14 protein-coding genes are annotated in these 18099 nt (G+C 43.1%); 10 read left to right on the top strand and 4 right to left on the bottom strand.

Annotation, left to right across the window (positions count from 1 at the left end):
- Positions 1–10 precede the first annotated feature (10 nt).
- Together DN068_RS06665 and DN068_RS06670 are read right to left on the bottom strand one after the other, a co-directional pair.
- Entirely contained in the window at positions 11–661 is a 651-nt protein-coding gene (locus DN068_RS06665) for an LON peptidase substrate-binding domain-containing protein (RefSeq protein WP_110998125.1), read from the bottom strand.
- Positions 662–757: 96 nt separating this feature from the next.
- On the bottom strand, positions 758–1888 hold the full coding sequence (locus DN068_RS06670) for an O-antigen ligase family protein (RefSeq protein ID WP_165836304.1): 1131 nt from the start codon (positions 1886–1888) through the stop codon (positions 758–760).
- Positions 1889–2075: 187 nt separating this feature from the next.
- Here DN068_RS06670 and meaB point away from each other — a divergent pair, with 187 nt between their 5' ends.
- The 4 genes from meaB (at position 2076) to DN068_RS06690 (ending at position 7194) form a co-directional block, all read left to right on the top strand.
- The gene (gene meaB / locus DN068_RS06675; protein ID WP_243630137.1) at positions 2076–2963 is read left to right on the top strand and encodes a methylmalonyl Co-A mutase-associated GTPase MeaB; all 888 of its coding nucleotides are present in this window, start codon (positions 2076–2078) and stop codon (positions 2961–2963) included.
- A 29-nt stretch (positions 2964–2992) separates the two neighbouring features.
- Entirely contained in the window at positions 2993–4579 is a 1587-nt protein-coding gene (locus DN068_RS06680; RefSeq protein WP_110998128.1) for a heparinase II/III family protein, read from the top strand.
- 4 nt (positions 4580–4583) lie between these two features.
- Positions 4584–5675, top strand: coding sequence for a non-hydrolyzing UDP-N-acetylglucosamine 2-epimerase (wecB, locus tag DN068_RS06685; RefSeq protein ID WP_110998129.1), 1092 nt, complete (start codon positions 4584–4586; stop codon positions 5673–5675).
- A gap of 268 nt (positions 5676–5943) precedes the next feature.
- Positions 5944–7194: an MraY family glycosyltransferase gene (locus DN068_RS06690; protein ID WP_110998130.1), complete on the top strand. Its 1251-nt coding sequence runs from the start codon at positions 5944–5946 to the stop codon at positions 7192–7194.
- A gap of 626 nt (positions 7195–7820) precedes the next feature.
- Here DN068_RS06690 and DN068_RS06695 read toward each other — a convergent pair.
- Positions 7821–10535, bottom strand: coding sequence for a T9SS type A sorting domain-containing protein (locus tag DN068_RS06695; protein WP_110998131.1), 2715 nt, complete (start codon positions 10533–10535; stop codon positions 7821–7823).
- Between the two features lie 732 nt (positions 10536–11267).
- On the opposite strand from DN068_RS06695, the gene DN068_RS06700 reads away from it, so the two are divergent.
- Together DN068_RS06700 and DN068_RS06705 are read left to right on the top strand one after the other, a co-directional pair.
- Positions 11268–13154: a DNA polymerase III subunit gamma/tau gene (locus DN068_RS06700; RefSeq protein ID WP_110998132.1), complete on the top strand. Its 1887-nt coding sequence runs from the start codon at positions 11268–11270 to the stop codon at positions 13152–13154.
- A 161-nt stretch (positions 13155–13315) separates the two neighbouring features.
- Positions 13316–15001 carry a pyruvate dehydrogenase complex dihydrolipoamide acetyltransferase gene (locus tag DN068_RS06705; protein WP_110998133.1) on the top strand — a complete coding sequence of 562 codons (1686 nt, stop codon included), beginning with the start codon at positions 13316–13318 and terminating at the stop codon, positions 14999–15001.
- 270 nt (positions 15002–15271) lie between these two features.
- Here the strand turns inward: DN068_RS06705 and DN068_RS06710 are convergent, their stop codons facing one another.
- Complete coding sequence (locus DN068_RS06710) at positions 15272–15958, bottom strand: porin family protein (protein ID WP_110998134.1); 687 nt, start codon at positions 15956–15958, stop codon at positions 15272–15274.
- A 20-nt stretch (positions 15959–15978) separates the two neighbouring features.
- Here DN068_RS06710 and DN068_RS06715 point away from each other — a divergent pair, with 20 nt between their 5' ends.
- From DN068_RS06715 to DN068_RS06730, 4 genes are all read left to right on the top strand, one after another.
- A complete protein-coding gene (locus DN068_RS06715) occupies positions 15979–16287 on the top strand; it encodes a hypothetical protein (RefSeq protein WP_110998135.1) in 309 nt (102 codons plus the stop codon).
- An 89-nt stretch (positions 16288–16376) separates the two neighbouring features.
- Positions 16377–17141 carry an MBL fold metallo-hydrolase gene (locus DN068_RS06720; protein WP_110998136.1) on the top strand — a complete coding sequence of 255 codons (765 nt, stop codon included), beginning with the start codon at positions 16377–16379 and terminating at the stop codon, positions 17139–17141.
- Between the two features lie 64 nt (positions 17142–17205).
- Positions 17206–17739: a TlpA family protein disulfide reductase gene (locus tag DN068_RS06725; protein ID WP_207798866.1), complete on the top strand. Its 534-nt coding sequence runs from the start codon at positions 17206–17208 to the stop codon at positions 17737–17739.
- Positions 17740–17838: 99 nt separating this feature from the next.
- A complete protein-coding gene (locus DN068_RS06730; RefSeq protein WP_110998209.1) occupies positions 17839–18090 on the top strand; it encodes a type B 50S ribosomal protein L31 in 252 nt (83 codons plus the stop codon).
- Positions 18091–18099 lie beyond the last annotated feature (9 nt).

Below are 18099 nucleotides of genomic sequence, written 5' to 3' on the forward strand. Positions count from 1 at the left end.
ATCAAGTAAACTATTTGTCCAGATTCAGATCGTCGATAGAAAGATCGCGAAAATGACCGTTGAGTTGCACCCTGGCCTTCATGTCCTCCAGCTCTTTAATCACCGGCTGCATGCGGGTAAGATGACGGCGTATATATTCCAGCCGCTGCAATTCATCAAAAATACCGAGCAATTCATACTCTTCCTGCACCGTAAAACCCACAAAATGGCCGATCGAATAAGAAATCATTTCACTTTGCACATTCGGAAATTTACTATCCACATTCAGCAGACTGTATAAACGTTTCACCGCATCAAGAATCAAAGTAGAAAGTTTAGAATCCTGGTGTGAAAGCTTGTTTTCGGGATAAGCCACAATCGCGCCGCTGTATAATTTTTCGGGAATCGAACGCACCGTTTCCAATACACGAAAAACTTTTGTGCCCCGCGTACGGATATCCATCTCGCCATTTTCGTATTCCTTCACTACTTCTTCTACTTCCATAATCGTACCCAGGTCGCCCATTTTTTTATCGATTACAGAAGGAATGCCAAACGGTTTTTGTTCGGCAATACACTCTTTCAGCAGTTGTTTGTACCGTTCTTCAAAAATATGCAGATTGAGGCGTTCACCAGGATAAACAACCACATCAAGGGGAAATATGGGAATAAAGTTCGTCATGAGATCGGTTTTAAAAATGCAACAAAATCAGTCCAGCAGCCGGTTACAATTTCATAACAGACCGAACATTGAAAATACGCCAATGCAAGTACATTCTCAACTTACTACGGATTCTTTTTGCGGCGGATAAATCAGCAGATGTCGCTGCCAAAGAAAGAAAAATGTAAACACAAAAACGCCGAGCTGAATCTCAAGTGTAGGATCCACCATTAGCGGCACCATCAATACAGACCAAATAAAAAGGAAAAATGCACTCTCACGGTTCTTTCGCAAACGGCGGAAAGGTGCAAACATCCACAACAGAAAAAACACCAGTGCCGGGATACCAACACCCAATGCTATCACCAGAAACTGATTGTGCGGCAGCAAACGCTGGTCGTCAGGTACCTGCGGATAGTATTGATCGTAGCTCTTCTTCATTTCATCGAGCATATCGCCGGCACCAACACCTGTCAAAGGATGCTGCTCTATAATTTTCGTTGACAGTTCATAAGACATGATGCGACCGATGTCGCCATAGTCGCCCGAACGGACATTTTCCTGGTACCTGTCGTACGCAAAATTTATATAATTGAGGCGCTTATTAAAGGTCGGCACATAACGATTAGCCAGAAAAACACCGATCGCCAGTACCGCGATCAATGAAATACCAACCATTGCATGCCTGCGCAAAACCAGATAAACAGCGAAAAAGATAACGAATAAATAAAGCGCCACCAGCCCTGTCTTGGCCGCCAGCACATGCAGATAAGCCGCCAGCAATGCAATGGATATCGCCGCCAACCACTTCCCCCCCTTGCCAAGCACCCGCCAGATATATACATTCCAGACAATACAAAGCGTAACGACTGCGCTAAATGTAATATGATCATTATAAGCCGGAGTGGGCATCACCTTCGAATAGCCATAACCAGCCACATACTCGGAATAATCTCTCAAAAAAACGCCCATACTATAAGCGATTCCACACAGCATCAGCAAATTGAATACCGCAGTAAACACCCGTAACTGCTTCTGTGAGAATGCCGGCAGGAATGCAAAAGCCAGCGGCATAATAAGAAATGGCAATTTTACCTGGGTGAGCACATTCCACTCATGTTTATTATCACTCCAGAACCAGGATACCGCATACAGCAACACCCATATCAGTCCAAATAGCCACCAACGCTGTTTCAGCCACTCCTTCGGCTGCACATCACGAATGCCGTTGAGCCCAAAAAGGATCATCGAAATAGACAATATGCTGCGGGAACATAGAAAGGAACCGATCATGCATAATGCAAAAAATACAGCAAGATTAGTTTTGGATAACAGTTTATGATTTAGAAATTTAATTTTGCCCACTAGTTACGATTATCAATTTTCTTAAACGGACGCAAAGACCATTTTAGTGCAAGACAAGATAAAACAACTTTTGTCACAGATACAAGCGGGCGATTTTCGCGCGCTGGCAAGAGGCATCACTTTAGTAGAAAACGAATTACCTGGCTACCGCGATATGCTCATGTCATTGAAAGACACGCAAAACGCCAGAGTATTGGGTATTACAGGTCCTCCGGGCGCCGGAAAAAGTACGCTTGTAAACGCGTTGCTGCACCACTGGATCACTGCAGGAAAAAAAATCGCAGTAATCGCCGTAGATCCCTCTTCACCATTTAATTATGGTGCATTGCTCGGCGACCGTATTCGCATGACCGATTTTTACAATAATCCTAATGTATTCATCCGTTCGTTAGCTAGCCGCGGCGCATTAGGCGGTCTGCATTCAAATATTGTAGAAATAACCGATCTCGTAAAAAATGCAGGTTTTGACTTTGTACTGGTAGAAACCGTAGGCGTAGGCCAAAGTGAAGTTGAAATTGCGGGACTCGCAGATTGTACTGTTGTCGGACTCGTTCCTGAAGCGGGCGATGAAGTACAGACACTGAAAGCGGGCATCATGGAAATTGCCAACATCTTCGTAGTCAACAAAGCGGATCGCGAATCTGCCGAAACCCTTTACCGCAATCTCCGCATTCTGGTACATGAACGCGCGACCGACGGAAAAGAGACACCAGTTATCAAAACCATCGCCATTCAGCAAAAAGGAATCGACGAACTGGCGGACGCAATCGAAACTTATTTCGCCGAACAAAATACGCATCCGGAAAAACGACTGCACTTGCTCACCGAGAAATGCTGGCAATTAATCCAGGCGCATCGAATGAAAAATCTGAAACGCCAGGACATAAAAAATGCGCTGGAACACGCTCTCCAGCAAAAAGATTTTAATCTTTACCGCTTTTCAGAAAATTATTATTAAAATTTGCCCATATTTACCGCCACACACTAATGAATTTGCAACGCCTGTATGAAACTATCCGCCATCTGAAATGGCAGCAAGTCTTTTACAGGTTTTACTATCCGCTGAAACGCATTTTTTTCCGTACAAATGCAATTTCCGCTGCCGCATCTGCAGCTGCATCGGATTTCCCGGAGATTAAAATGCCGTTTATCGCAGTTACTGGTCTTTTTCAACCAGCGGATAATAGCTTTCATTTTTTAAACATCAGTCATAGCTTTTGCGAAACAATCGATTGGGATTTTAATGGAAATAGCCGCCTCTGGTGTTATAATCTAAATTATTTCGAATGGTTGCTGGATGAAAATATTTCAATCCAGGACCGCGGGGCAACTATTCTTGATTTCCTAAAGACGCCCGCACCACAACGGCAAACAGCCATAGAACCCTACCCTGTTTCGCTCCGAAGCATCCATTGGATTTTATTTTCCGGGAAACACGGATTTAAAGAAAATAGCCTGCTTCAGGAACTGCATCAGGACATCCAACGTATTGCCGCTTTTCCGGAGCACCATATTTTAGCAAATCATCTTTTAGAAAATGCCTTTGCACTTTTTTGCGGCGCTCATTTTTTTAATGAAAAGAAGTGGTTTCTGAAAAGTAAGACATTACTCAGCGAACAACTAAAAGAGCAAATGCTACCCGACGGCGGCCATTTTGAGCTCAGTCCGATGTATCATGCGCTATTGCTTTACCGTTTATTGATCTGTATTGGTGTTTCAAAAGATTCAAAAAGGTTTCAGGATGAAGCACTTGATACTTTTCTCAGAGAGAAAGCCGCAATTATGCTGGGCTGGTTAAAAGCGTTTTCTTTTGCAAACAACCGCTTCGCCTTAATGAATGACGCCGCAGAAAATATTGCGCCGGACAACATCGCTATTTTCCGATTGGCGGAATTTTTAAATATTTGCAGTCGTGAAACAGAACTAAAAGAATGCGGCTACCGTAAAATAAAGGGAGCAAATTGGGAGATGCTTCTGGATATCGGCAATATACAGCCTGATTATCAACCGGGACACGCACATGCGGACACGTTCAGTTTTTGTCTTAATATTGACAACGAGCCGTTTATAGTGGACACAGGAATAAGTTCTTACGCAAATGACCAAATCCGGCAAGTAGAGCGCAGCACCGCAGCTCATAACACGATTTCGGCTGGCGAAAAGAATAGCTCGGATGTCTGGTCTGCATTCAGAACTGGCAGAAGGGCAATCGTGCAAATACTGGAGGAATCGAAAAACAGACTCCGCGCAGTGCATGACGGTTATAAATATTTAAACTTTTTTCACGAGCGAAATATTTCGTGGAATGAATATAAAATTGAAATAAAAGATGAAATAACAAAAATAAATAAAGAAAAAATCTATACATTACTCCATTTTCATCCGAGCGTTGTATTAAATAAGGTAGCTGACAACATATACATGGCCAATAACACACATATTAAGTTATATGGTGTAAAATCCATTAATATAGAAGAATATCAATTTAATAATTCCTTCAATGAGAGAAAATTGGCAAAAAAATTGGTAGGTATAGCAGATAATAGCACAACTATCGTTATTGAATTGAATTGAAAAGATGCTTGTTGACCTCATAGCCGGCGCGCGGCCAAATTTTATTAAAATTGCCCCAATAATTGAGGCAATCCAGGAAGAACAGAAAAACGGTACCGATATCGAGTATCGCTTGATACATACCGGGCAGCATTATGACAAATTGCTTAGTTCTGCCTTTTTCGAACAATTAGGTATTCCCGAGCCTTATGTAAATCTGCATGCTAAAGGAGAAACACAGGCAGAGCTAACGGCGGCAATTATGCACCGTTATGAGCAGGTTTTACAGACACGCCGCCCCGACCTTGCGTTGGTGGTGGGCGACGTAACATCAACAATGGCTTGTGCGATCACCGCGAAGAAAATGAACAATATTCCGCTTGCCCATGTGGAAGCCGGAATCAGAAGTGGTGACCTGACGATGCCGGAAGAAATTAACCGCATTGTAACCGATGCCATTACCGATTTCTTTTTTACAACGACGAACACAGCTAATGAAAACCTGATACATATCGGTGTTCCGGAACAGCGAATATTTTTTGTGGGCAACACTATGATCGATACGCTGCTCAAACAAATGCCGCGGTTTAAAAAACCTGCACTGTGGGAACAATATAATTTAGCCCCGCAACAATATATCGTTACTACATTACATCGTCCGTCGAATGTAGATGATCCGCAAAAATTAAAATCATTAGTAGAAGCGATCATTCAGGGGGCAAACGGTTTGCCGATTATCTTCCCTGCGCATCCGCGCACGATGAAGGCCTTCGACAAGATTAATGTTTCGGCTGAAAACCTGCATGTCATCGAGCCGTTGGGTTATCTGGAATTCAACTATCTGGTAAAGCAAGCCAAAATAGTCGTTACCGACTCGGGAGGTATCACGGAAGAAACAACCGTAATGAAAGTGCCTTGCATGACACTAAGAGATAATACGGAACGGCCGGAAACCTATACTATAGGAACGAGTATGTTGCTCGGGACCAGTCCTTCCGCTATACAACCAGCGTTTGACAAGCTGTACCGCGGCGAATGGAAAAAAGGTGAGGTTCCTGAACTCTGGGATGGCCATACTGCCAAAAGAATCGTACATATCTTAAAAAATCTTTTCTAAATAATAATTCGCAATATGTATAAAATAGATTTTCATTTATTACTTTTATAAGAGAAATTAAGTTTTGTGCTTAATAGCCCCGAAAGTGCACTGTTTTTATAGGGATAAAATAGAGCAGGAAAATAAAAGTTAAAATATTGTCTTGTTTGGTATAGTTTTTGAACTGCATTAACCGAACAATAATTTTAGGAACTATTGAACTTTTTATGTGCCTGAGTATATTATATACATATAACTTTGCTTTACGTTCTGACTTCATATAAGTATTATGACGAGCCTACCACCATACGTGATCTACATTTTTTCCTTTGTCAGTGCGCTGATACTCAGTATGATGAGCATTCCCAGGATCATCTACATAGCAAAGAGAAAAAAGTTATTCGACGTACCTGACAACAACCGAAAGATCCACTCCCGCATTATTCCCAATTTTGGCGGTGTAGCCATCTTTTTCGGCTTTATTATCATCAGTTCGCTGACTGTTGATACTTCAAAATTCCTGAAGTGGAATTACATTGCAGCCTCAGCACTGATATTATTTGTCACGGGTGTAAAGGACGACCTGCTCAACCTGCCGCCATTAAAAAAAATAGTTGCCCAGTTTGCTGCCGCAGCTATTACCGTGTTTTTCGCTGATATTCGTTTGTCTTCTTTACATGGCTTACTCGGCATTTATGAACTGCCCTACTTACCTAGCGCAATCTTTTCTATTCTCGGTTGCATGTTCGTCACCAATGCGTTCAATTTAATTGACGGCATCGATGGTCTCGCCGGTACTATAGGAGTTCTTTCTTGTCTGATGCTCGGCATTGGACTGGGATTAGAAGGCAACACGAGTGGCGCTTGCATCGCCTTCAGCCTGATGGGTGGCATCGTGGGATTTTTACGTTACAACATTGCTCCTGCCAAAATATTTATGGGTGACACAGGATCACTGCTGATCGGATTTACGATATCAGTACTGAGTATCATGTTTATTAATTCCTATCATGGTCATGGCGAATTTGCCGGAGTCGTTCACTCTCCAAAAGCGGTACTGTTAGTTGCTTTAGCGATATTGTCAATTCCCGTTTTCGATACGTTCCGCGTATTTACTACCCGGTCAATGAAAGGACGCTCTCCTTTCCGCGCCGACAAAACGCATCTGCACCACTATTTACTTGATCTGGGCTTATCACACAGCAGCGCAGTTTCAGTATTATTTACAGCAAACGTTTTGATTATTCTGGTTTCTTTCTTCGTTCAGGATTATAACATGAATCTGGCCGTCGCAAGTCTTTCTTTTGTTGCGTTTGGTTTGTTTGCCATTCTGTTTGTTATGCGCAGAAAAATGGTAAATAAAGTTTCGGGTCCGCAGCCTGGAAAAATCGGGAAACCTGAAATACAAATCAGTGACCCATCTCAGATTTCAAGAAATACGACAGTTAATCTGAACGGTCCGATAACATTAAAAGGTAACAAGCTAAATCTCGAAGAGTCAGCGCCAGCTGAGATTCTGCAGGATGGAACCAATGCTTGAATTGCTGATATCTGATTTTAATAAAAAGTACTTAATAAAAAAGACGCCTCTGTAATATCAGAGGCGTCTTTTATTTTCTTCGCAGAGTCGTACCAACTAATATCATTTCAACTTCTCTTCGACGCGGTGAAATGCCACTTGAATATGAGTTTGAATTGTGTTCAACAGACATTATTGCAAACGTGCATTTCCTGAGATACCGCCTTCGCCGAGGTGGCCAAAACACATCGGCCAAACTATCTGCTTTGATTTAAATAAACACAAAAAGGTTTAGCAGATAAATGCAAACAAACTTTCAGATATAAGTTCGAATTGTGTTCAACAAACATTATTGCAAACGCGGATTTCCTGAAATGCCGCCTTCGCCGAGATGGCCAAAACACATCGGCCAAACTACCTGCTTTGGTTTAAATAAACACAATAAAGGCTTAACAGATAAATGCAAACAAACTTCCAGACTTGAGCTTTTGAGCGTTCAACATTGGCTTTAGTATAAAAAAACAACCCGGCGAGGCAAGAATGCTACGCCGGGTGTATTTCTCATTAGAAAATGAGAAATTGAACCTACCCACGAAAGAAAAGTTACCGTTAGGTATATCTTTTTATTGAAGCCCTTAGGGCAACAATTATTGTTTAATCATCTTTTTAGCTACTACGTCACCGCCAGCTGCCACTTCCACGATGTACATACCCTGAGGTACGCCATTCAATTCTTCAATACCCAGTGTATTCAGACCAGATTGTACCGTAATATTTTTCTCAGCAAGGATCTGACCAACCATATTTTTAATGCGTACCGCTACATTTTCAACTTCAGATGCATAGACATCAACTTTGAAACTGCCGGCGAATGGATTTGGATAGATATTGATATCGCTGATTTTACTTTGGTTATTAACTGCAATCACTTTGCTGGTAGTTTTAGAACCATCAAATGCCACGGAATACAAACGATAGTAAACAGTGTTTGATTTTACCTCGTTCAGTGCATCACGATATTCGTAGCTATGTTGAACAGTTGTAGTACCATTACCTTTTACTGTAGCAACTGTGCTGAAATGTGCACCATCAGTGCTGCGTTGCAGTTCGAAGTAATCATTGTCTTTCTCGTTTACCGTTGTCCAGTTAACGATCGCTGTTGTACCAGATTTCGTAGCACCGAAGTTAGTCAGGTTTACTGCCAGCGGTACCGAAATCAATTGGTTGATCACGAAGCTTGCCTGATTAGTGATTACTTCACCAGATTGTGCAGTAGCAGAAACATAAGCGATGTTAGCAATAGTACCCAGCGCCGGATAAGTAGCCGGAGCCTGAACTTTAAACTGAACACTGTAAGAGCCGCCAGATTCCAGTATACCACCTGCAGTTGCACTTGCACTTGAGCCGATATAGAACATCACATATTTACGACCGTTTGCCGCGGTACCAAGGAATGCGTAGTCATCACCGCTTGCATCAGACATTGTGCCGGTAACACCAGTTGCACCTGAAGTAACGATATTCAGAGAACCTGGAACATAAGTACTGTTTGCAGGAATTGAGTCAATTACCATTGTACCGAGCGCTACACCCTGACCAGAGTTTGTACCACTAATCGTGTATGTGAAGATTTCACTTGTATCGATATTTTTTGCGAGCGAGTTTGGAGGTGTTTGTTTGTTACCTGTTGCCGTTTTCGCGATAGAAACTACTGGTGGTTTCATACGAAGGCTGAAAGCAAATCCACTTGGAAAATACTGATCCGCTTCTGTACCAAAAGTAATGGCGACCTGGCTTGCATTTGGCTGAATACCGTAACCAGTACCTACTTGCAGCTGATCGATATCAATACCGAACTGATTTTTATAATTTGGATTTTTAGTTGTTACCATTGTTCCGTTCGTAGAGATCGTACCGTTCCATATATTGGAAGCAGGATTGTTGGCATCTGTAAACGCATTACCGTTGATCTGTAAGAAGTCACCCGCAGGGTTTGAAGAAGATGCTGCGAGATTGGCATCACCTTCCCATGCAAAAGCCGTCAGGTAAGCGTCACTAGCTGCCAGCGTACCGCTTGGTGCATCGAAACCGTTCAGGGTAACAGGCACCGTAGTAGAGGAACCACCTGAGTATATTTTCATGTAGCCATCGTAAATGCGAGTACTGTAATAATCGGTCTGAGCGCTGTTTTCATAAACTACTACGATAGACCAACCTGCAAAATTCCCCCCGGTAACACCACCAGTTGCAGCAACGATATCTGCTACCGTATAAGTACCTGCACCGTTTGAGTTAATGAAAGAAGTAACATCAGCATAGCTTTGGTAACCCACGCCTGCAGCTTCATTCAGTGCAATGGTATCAACACCGAGTGCTGTAACATTTGCGTAAGAACCACTGCTGCCTTTACGGAGTTTTACTGTTTTCAGATTTGCTGCATTTGCAGTGATGGCTGTTCTTGCAACACGACCACCCCAATAAAGGCGTGCAAATTTAACAGTGTTTGTACCTGTTGACGGAAGAACCAAATCTGCCGAAGAGGCATTGTTTACACTTGAACCAGCAGGAACTGCGCCAGTCAGACGAGCATCCAGTGCAAGCTGATCATTTGACCCCTGATTTCTTCTGTGAACTTCAACAGTGATAATATTTTGTCCTGCAACCAATGAAGAAGAAGGAATTGTGAAGTTTACGTTGCCCGAAGTAGTACCGCGACCAAGCGTTGCACCTGTACTGAAAGTAACGTTACCGCTTGTTATGTTATCACGTCCGTTACCAGAACCATTCAGTTCAGAGCCATTCAGATAGACAACCGCACCTTGACGGTCTTTCAGGTTAAGTGTAAAGTTGGTGTATGCGCTTGGATTTGTTACGTTGAATTTAATTCGGAAGTAGGCCGTATTTCTTGTTGAGCTGCCAGTTAAAGGTGTAGCGCCTGTGTAATTAGACCATGATGCGTCATTGAAGGAAAGTGCTTCCCAGCCGGATGGCTCAGATGTTGGCAGCGTTTCTTTCCAGGTAGAACCAAGATCAATAAGAGTGTCTGTGTACGCAGCAACCCAGTCAACATTTACAAACTGCATGTTTGAATTATCGTTACCATACTGGCTTGTTTCGCCGTTTCCGTAACTACCAAAATCATTCATTGCAGTAGTGTTCACTGTAGCACCGCTAGCCAGGTTTCCACTAGTAGTGTTATAGATGGCCATGCTGGTATTACCAAACATTGTGTGACCACCTTTCAGATTCTGAGAATAGATCAGATTATAAGCTCTCTGACCATAGGTTGCGGGCGCGCTCATTACCGCGGCGGCCAGCAACGCGTTCATAATTGCATTTCGGGGTAAAATGTTCTTTTTCATTTTAATTTTTGGTTTTTAGCTGCATGGCTTTCTACATGCGTTTTCGTTTCGTATTATTAGGTTTTAAAAAAACGGGCGGATATCGACAGGGTTACCGACACCTAGGGCTATGACACGACCGGACCAGTATACCATATGGTTCTGATTCAAATACGTGAGCAGAAAAAAACGAGCAAATGCTCCGAATATGTAAGGGAATTTTTTTACATCAGCTAAAAACAAAAATGACGCTCATGCAAATGCAGGACATGCAGCATAAGATCCGCTTTTTTAATTTCAGGCTGTGTAAAAGGAAATAGTTCCGTTACTCCGGATGGAGGATGAGTAACATGAGAATGCCTATACGGCATACATACGCTCATAGCGTTCAATTTGCTTCGTTTCATTGGGCGGTTTTTAGAGTAAACAGTGATTATATAAAACCAGTTGTTCAAACTTGGAAATGCAAATAATATAAATTAAATGGTGCTTTCGTGTTTTAACATTTCCTGATGCAAAGATTGCGAATAAAATATACTTACACCAAATTAATTTTTGCAAATCGATTGTTAATGAATCTAAAACCCTTTACCAGTAAGCATTTTAAAAGTCAAAAAAAGCTTTTAACTAACAAATAATTTATTACCAGACTATATAATAATCCACAAATAACTTTAACTTATCTACAGAGATTGCCGGATTCTTAAATTTCCAGTAGGTTTGTAAACTCAGAGATTTTCTCAGGAATAGCACATGGCTGAAAACTATATTGTATCTGCCCGGAAATACCGCCCGCAGACCTTCGATACCGTTGTGGGTCAGCAACATATTACTACAACGCTGAAAAATGCCATCAGGCACCAACAGCTCGCTCACGCATATTTATTTTGCGGTCCGCGTGGCGTTGGTAAAACAACTTGTGCCCGCATTTTAGCGCGTACGATCAATTGTGAAAACCCAACGCCTGATATGGAGGCTTGCGGTGAATGTAATACTTGTCTCTCCTTTAAAAACAACACTTCTTTTAACGTATTTGAGCTCGATGCCGCTTCTAACAACTCTGTTGATGACATCCGTAACCTGATCGACCAGGTACGTTTTGCACCGCAGCAGGGGAAATACAAAATCTATATCATAGATGAGGTGCACATGCTCAGTGCCGCTGCCTTCAATGCTTTTTTGAAAACACTTGAAGAGCCGCCTCCCTACGCAATTTTTATTCTTGCAACCACGGAAAAGCATAAAATCTTACCGACGATTCTTTCCCGTTGCCAGATTTTCGATTTTAAACGAATCACAACAAACGATATCGTCGATCACCTGCAATCGATTGCTTCGAAAGAACATTTGAATGCGGAAGAAGCCGGCCTGCACGTTATTGCACAGAAAAGCGAAGGTTGTATGCGGGATGCGCTTTCTATGCTCGACCGCATTTCCAGCTTTACCAACGGTGTACTCTCTTATGCCGCTACAATGGAGCATCTCAACCTGCTCGATGCCGACTACTATTTCCGCCTTACGGATCATATGTTGGCACAAGACGTAGCGGGTACTTTGCTTTTGCTCGATCAGGTATTGGAGAAAGGATTTGAAGGTGATGTAATCATTGGCGGACTGGCAGAACATCTCCGGAATCTGCTGCTGTGTAAGGATCAGCGCATGGCCAAATTGCTGGATGTTCCCAATGACCACAAACCAATTTATTTCGAAAAAGCCAATCAGACACCGCCGGCATTTATCCTCTCTGCATTGAATGTGATCAATGAAGCAGAGCTGGGCTATAAAAATGCCACGAATAAACGTTTGCACATTGAGCTTTGTCTGATACGTCTCTGCTACGTATTACATGCAACGCAAAACAGCGATGCGGTAAAAAAAAACTCCAGTAATGTAGTTCCGCCGCCGGCTCCAATGCCTCAGGCACAAATACCACAGACTCAGACACCGCAACCGCCGGCCAGACCTGTCATGCAGGAGCCTGTCATGAATCAGCAGCCGGCCCCGCAGCAAACATCAGTTACACCTGCAAACGGACAGAACCTGCAAGAACCAGGGGCACAATACCATCGTGCGGCAGCGCCTCCTCCACCCCAACCGGTTCCGCAGTCATTCGGCCCACAAAACATGATGCCATCTTCAAAAGCGACTACAACAAGTAGCAATGCGAATGAAGGTGCAGGCAGACGTATCCGGAAAAATCTGCTCGAAAACATTGATGCCTCACTTAGTAATGCAGGCGCTGATACAACCACTGCGGAAACAAAAGAACTCACGCTGGAATGGGCAACAGAATTATACAATCAGTATAAACAAAAAGCCCGCGAGGAAAGCAAATCGGTCCTTTTTGCCCAATTATCAATGATGCAACTGGAAGTACATCCACCAGAAGAAGTACGCATTATAGCACCTTCGGAGATTACGGAAATGTACGCCCTCGATCAACGAAACGACCTGATTGAATATTACCGGGCGCATACAGGCATCCGCGTGCGGGTGACGACAGAAATCCGGGAAGATGTAACCATCGTACACGAACAAAAGGCGATATTAAGCAAACCGGAAATATATGAGGCCATGGTTCGTAAAAATCCGAATCTTGGAAAGCTGAAGGATGCATTAAATCTCCAGATCGAATATTAATTAAATATTTAACAAGACAAGGGAAACTTTAAAAGAAAACACTATTCTTTCATTGACAGACCATTGTTTTATTAAATCCGTGCTTTTCCCAAACAAAAAGCGATTCAACCTATCAACTTATTGATTACTTTTGAAACTCAAAATAAACAGAGAAAAATTATATGGCCGAAGCGATACGTATGCCACTGCTTAGTGATACGATGAAAGAAGGGGTGATAGCGGCTTGGCACAAAAAAGTAGGTGACACGATAAAATCTGACGATGTACTGGCTGATGTTGAAACAGACAAAGCCACTATGGAAGTTACTCCTTATGTAGATGGTACATTGCTGTATATAGGTGTAGAACAAGGAAAAGCTGCGAAAGTAAACGATATTATTGCCATCATCGGTAAGCCAGGTGAAGATTATAAGTCTTTGCTGGACGCTCCTGCAAGTGCACCAGCTGCTGAAGCTCAGCCACAAGAACAGGCAGCTCCGGCACAACCGGCCACTGCTCCGGTTGCTGAAACTCCGGCACCAGCTCCCGCTGCACAACCACAACAACCACTTTCCGGCGATGCTACGGTAATCCGTATGCCGTTGCTGAGTGATACGATGACTGAAGGTAAAATCGTTGCGTGGAACAAGAAAGTAGGCGATATAGTAAAAAGTGATGACTCAATTGCAGACGTGGAAACCGACAAAGCAACCATGGAAGTGGTTCCTTATGTAGACGGCACGTTACTTTATGTTGGTATTCCTGCAGGTCAGGCGGCCAAAGTAAATGAAATTATTGCCATCATCGGCAAACCAGGCACTGATGTTGCACCTTACCTTGCACAAGATGGAGCAGCAACTGCACAACCAGCTGCTGCTCCACAGCAGGAGGCAGCTCCGGCTGCGACAGCAACTCCGGCACCTGCAACTACTCCGGCAACAACAGAACAACCGGCTGCTTCTTCAGACGAAAGACTGAAAGCATCTCCGCTTGCTAAAAAACTGGCTGAAGCTAAAGGTGTGGATCTGCACCTGGTAAAAGGTTCTGGCGACAATGGCCGTATTGTAAAACGCGACGTTGATAATTACCAGCCTGCTGCACAACCAGCTGTTGCAAGCGTACAACCGGCTGCAACCGGTGCTGCTAAAGCTCCTGCCACCGTTGCACAACCTGTGGTTACGGGTCAGGAAGGACATGTGGATCATCCGCTGTCTCAAATGCGCAAAGTAATTGCCCGCCGTCTGGCAGAAAGTAAATTCACTGCGCCGCATTTCTACCTTCGCATGACGATTACTATGGACAACGCTATTGCCGCCCGTAAAGCGATCAATGAAGTGTCTCCGGTAAAAGTTTCATTCAACGATCTGATCATTAAAGCCGTGGCAATGACGCTGCGCAAACATCCTGAAGTAAACAGCTCCTGGATGGGTGATTTTATCCGCGAAAACCAGCATATCCACGTTGGCACAGCCGTTGCAGTTGATGAAGGACTGATCGTTCCGGTAATCAAATTTGCAGATCAGAAATCGCTGTCGCAAATTGCTCAGGAGGCAGGTTCGCTGATCGATAAAGCACGCAATAAAAAATTACAGCCGCAGGAATTTACTGGTAACACGTTTACCATTTCTAACCTCGGCATGATGGATATCGATGAATTTACCGCGATCATCAATCCACCAGACAGCTGCATCCTCGCTATCGGTAAAATCGAAGCGACGCCAGTTGTTGAAAACAATCAGGTTGTGATCCGCCAGTTGCTGAAACTCACCATGAGCTGTGACCACCGCGTGGTAGACGGCGCTGTAGGTGCACGTTTCATGCAGACACTGAAAGCACATCTGGAAAATCCGGTAACGATGCTCGTATAACAATCAGCAAGTACAAATAAAAAAATAAGCGCTCCAAAAGGGCGCTTATTTTTTATAGCATTATACGATAAAAGTTATATCCTCACGAAGCTCGGGAACATAGGAGTACAGTCGATGAAATGTGCGACGCAACGAAGCACAACCGAAGTAATGAATGTTGGCAGCAAAAATTGATACAACAAGACTTCTCCCTGCGCGAAATCAGCCCGCAATGCGAAACCCACAATGAATAAGACTCGTGCAAAGACACCCCTTTCAGGGGATGAGGCATTACTGGAAAAGGTACATCAGACGAAACGTCCAGGTATTGTTATACTGCTGCGCGCGACCAAATTCCGGATAATAATCTTTACGGATTGACATCAAGGAATACTGAAAACGCAGGTTCAGGAACAGACCTTTGATCAAATGCAGATCACCGCCGATCACAAAATTCAAATCAGATTTTTTGAAAGGATATTTTCCTAGCGTATCGGCCCAGGAACCATTACCGCCGGGTGGTTCCGGATTGGTAGTTACACTTTCGCTGCTGCTGATCAGTTGTGCGAAAGAGAACCCCGCGCCAAAATGACTTTTTTGTTTATCAAAATAATTGAACAGAACAGGAATTTCAGCATAGTTGAGATTGATGCCGTATTTCTGAATTTCATAAGCGCCGGAATTAGACAACTGTTGTTTATTTCCATTGCTACCCTTCTGCGAAAATAAGAGCTCCATGCTAAATGCAGCGTGTTCCGCGACGCGCGCATACATAATACCCCCGAGATTCAAACCCACTTTATGATATCCGGCATAACTGTCTCCGTCTACCTGCGCAAAATTCGCTCCAACCAAAAGACCGCCATAAAACACACGGGGAACTTCTTCGTAATATGTAGAGGGATTTCTTTGCGCGCTTACTGTATTGGAGAAAACAACCACCGCGATAAATGCCGCGAAATATCTAATTTTAGACATCGAAACCTTAAATGTTGCTAATGAGTTTCAAATATACGGCAAACACCCTGAAAAAACTGGAACAGTTGTTTGAAGAGGCCCGCTACATCGTCAGATATGAGAAAGGTAATTTCAATTCCGGGTTTTGTATTCTTGAGGCAAAACGAGTAGCTGTAATCAACCGCTTTCTGAATACTGAAGGGCGCATCAATGCATTAATTGAAATATTGCCGTCACTTACAATTAACGAAGAAGAATTAAGTGATGAAATGCAAAAATGGTACACGCAGCTGAAAGGCAAATCACTTTCGAATGATGAGCCTTCTGTACAAACAGAAATGGACGCATAAAATGGGTGAAAGTGAAATTCACAACGTCAATGTACCGGCATCGTTTGCCCAAATCATAAATAATAAATCTTAAATTTTAAAAGGCTCACTTGAAAATAACATTTCTTGGCACCGGGACCTCTCAGGGTGTACCGGTCATTGGTTGTGACTGCAATGTCTGTACATCCACAGATAAAAGAGATAAAAGACTGCGCAGTGCTGTTTGGGTTGAAACGCCCGAAGCAAGTATAGTTATCGATTCAGGGCCAGATTTCCGCTATCAGATGTTGCGGGCTAATGTGCGCAAACTGGATGCACTGGTATTTACACATGGCCACAAAGATCATATTGCCGGGATGGACGATGTGCGTGCCTATAATTATTTCCAGCAGAAAGCCATGGATGTATATGCAACCAAAGAAACGCAGGATTCCTTGCACCGTGAATTTTCTTACATATTCGCGGGACTCGATTATCCGGGTATTCCGCAGATCAATCTTCACACAATTACGCCAGACAGGCCGTTCTTCATCAACGGACTGGAACTGATACCGATCCGGGTTTTACATTACCGGTTGGAAGTGCTCGGTTTTCGCATTGGTGATTTTACCTATATCACAGATGCTAATTTTATTGCGCCGGAAGAGCTCGCGAAGGCAAAAGGCAGCAAAGTATTTGTGTTAAATGCATTGCGTCGCGAACCGCATATTTCCCATTTTACCCTGAATGAAGCTGTGGCTATTGCCAAAGAAGTTGGCGCTGAACAGACGTATTTTACACATATCAGCCACCAGCTCGGTCTTCACGAAGAATTGAATGAAGAATTGCCTAAGGGAATGCAACTAGCTTATGATACGCTCTCTTTTGAGCTTTAAGTTTTTTTTAATCGCAATCTGTATATATTTACAAGCTTTAAAACAGAGCTTTAGAAACCAAAAAATGAAAAAATTTCTTACCGCAGTGATATTTGCGCTGGGCATCGGAACTGCCGCGCATGCACAATATGAAAATACTAAAATCAAAGTAGGCGAACCGGCTCCGGAATTGGCTTTCAATAATCCTACCGGCGAAACCGTTAAATTGTCGGAACTCAATAAAGGCCATTTTGTACTGGTTGATTTCTGGGCTTCCTGGTGTGGTCCTTGCCGCCGCTCTAATCCTGCACTGGTAAATATTTACAACAAATACAAAGACCAGAAATTCAAAGACGCCAAAAAAGGTTTTGTTATTCTGAGTGTTTCACTGGACCAGAATAAAGACGCATGGTTGGCTGCCATTGAAAAAGACAAGCTGGTTTGGCCTTATCACGTTAGCGACCTGGGCGGCTGGCAATCCAAAGCTGCGGAAATCTATGGCGTTCAGTTCATTCCGCAGGCATTTCTGGTAGGTCCTGATGGAAAAGTGATCGCAAAATACATGACTTCGGAAGCGGCAGAAGCTGATCTGGAAAAGTTTGTTGCGAGCAAAAAATAGTCTGTAAAAGCAGATTTTATTTGGAGAAATATTGAAAATTAACTAACTTCGCACCTCGTTTTAACACGCATGGCCAAATCCATGCACAAAAGGCAATACATGAAAAAAGATATCCATCCGAAAGGTTACCGTCTGGTCGTATTCAAAGACATGTCTAACGACTACGCATTCCTGACTCGCTCTGCAACGAACACAAAAGAAACTATCATGTGGGAAGATGGCAATGAGTACCCATTGATCAAAGTGGAGATCTCTCATATGTCTCACCCATTCTACACAGGTAAATCTGTATTCGTAGATACTGCAGGCCGTATCGAAAAATTCAAAAATCGTTACGCAAAGAAGAAATAAGTTCTTCTT

Origin of the sequence: Taibaiella soli (genome assembly GCF_003236175.1) — a bacterium.
GTDB lineage: Bacteria > Bacteroidota > Bacteroidia > Chitinophagales > Chitinophagaceae > QKTW01.

Bases quoted from the DNA above. Each gene is read 5' to 3' on its own strand.
- DN068_RS06665 (WP_110998125.1), bottom strand. From the start codon at position 661: ATGACGAACTTTATTCCCATATTTCCCCTTGATGTGGTTGTTTATCCT.
- DN068_RS06670 (WP_165836304.1), bottom strand. From the start codon at position 1,888: ATGATCCTTTTTGGGCTCAACGGCATTCGTGATGTGCAGCCGAAGGAG.
- DN068_RS06680 (WP_110998128.1), top strand. From the start codon at position 2,993: ATGAATTTGCAACGCCTGTATGAAACTATCCGCCATCTGAAATGGCAG.
- wecB (WP_110998129.1), top strand. From the start codon at position 4,584: ATGCTTGTTGACCTCATAGCCGGCGCGCGGCCAAATTTTATTAAAATT.
- DN068_RS06690 (WP_110998130.1), top strand. From the start codon at position 5,944: ATGACGAGCCTACCACCATACGTGATCTACATTTTTTCCTTTGTCAGT.
- DN068_RS06695 (WP_110998131.1), bottom strand. From the start codon at position 10,535: ATGAAAAAGAACATTTTACCCCGAAATGCAATTATGAACGCGTTGCTG.
- DN068_RS06700 (WP_110998132.1), top strand. From the start codon at position 11,268: ATGGCTGAAAACTATATTGTATCTGCCCGGAAATACCGCCCGCAGACC.
- DN068_RS06705 (WP_110998133.1), top strand. From the start codon at position 13,316: ATGGCCGAAGCGATACGTATGCCACTGCTTAGTGATACGATGAAAGAA.
- DN068_RS06710 (WP_110998134.1), bottom strand. From the start codon at position 15,958: ATGTCTAAAATTAGATATTTCGCGGCATTTATCGCGGTGGTTGTTTTC.
- DN068_RS06715 (WP_110998135.1), top strand. From the start codon at position 15,979: ATGAGTTTCAAATATACGGCAAACACCCTGAAAAAACTGGAACAGTTG.
- DN068_RS06725 (WP_207798866.1), top strand. From the start codon at position 17,206: ATGAAAAAATTTCTTACCGCAGTGATATTTGCGCTGGGCATCGGAACT.
- DN068_RS06730 (WP_110998209.1), top strand. From the start codon at position 17,839: ATGAAAAAAGATATCCATCCGAAAGGTTACCGTCTGGTCGTATTCAAA.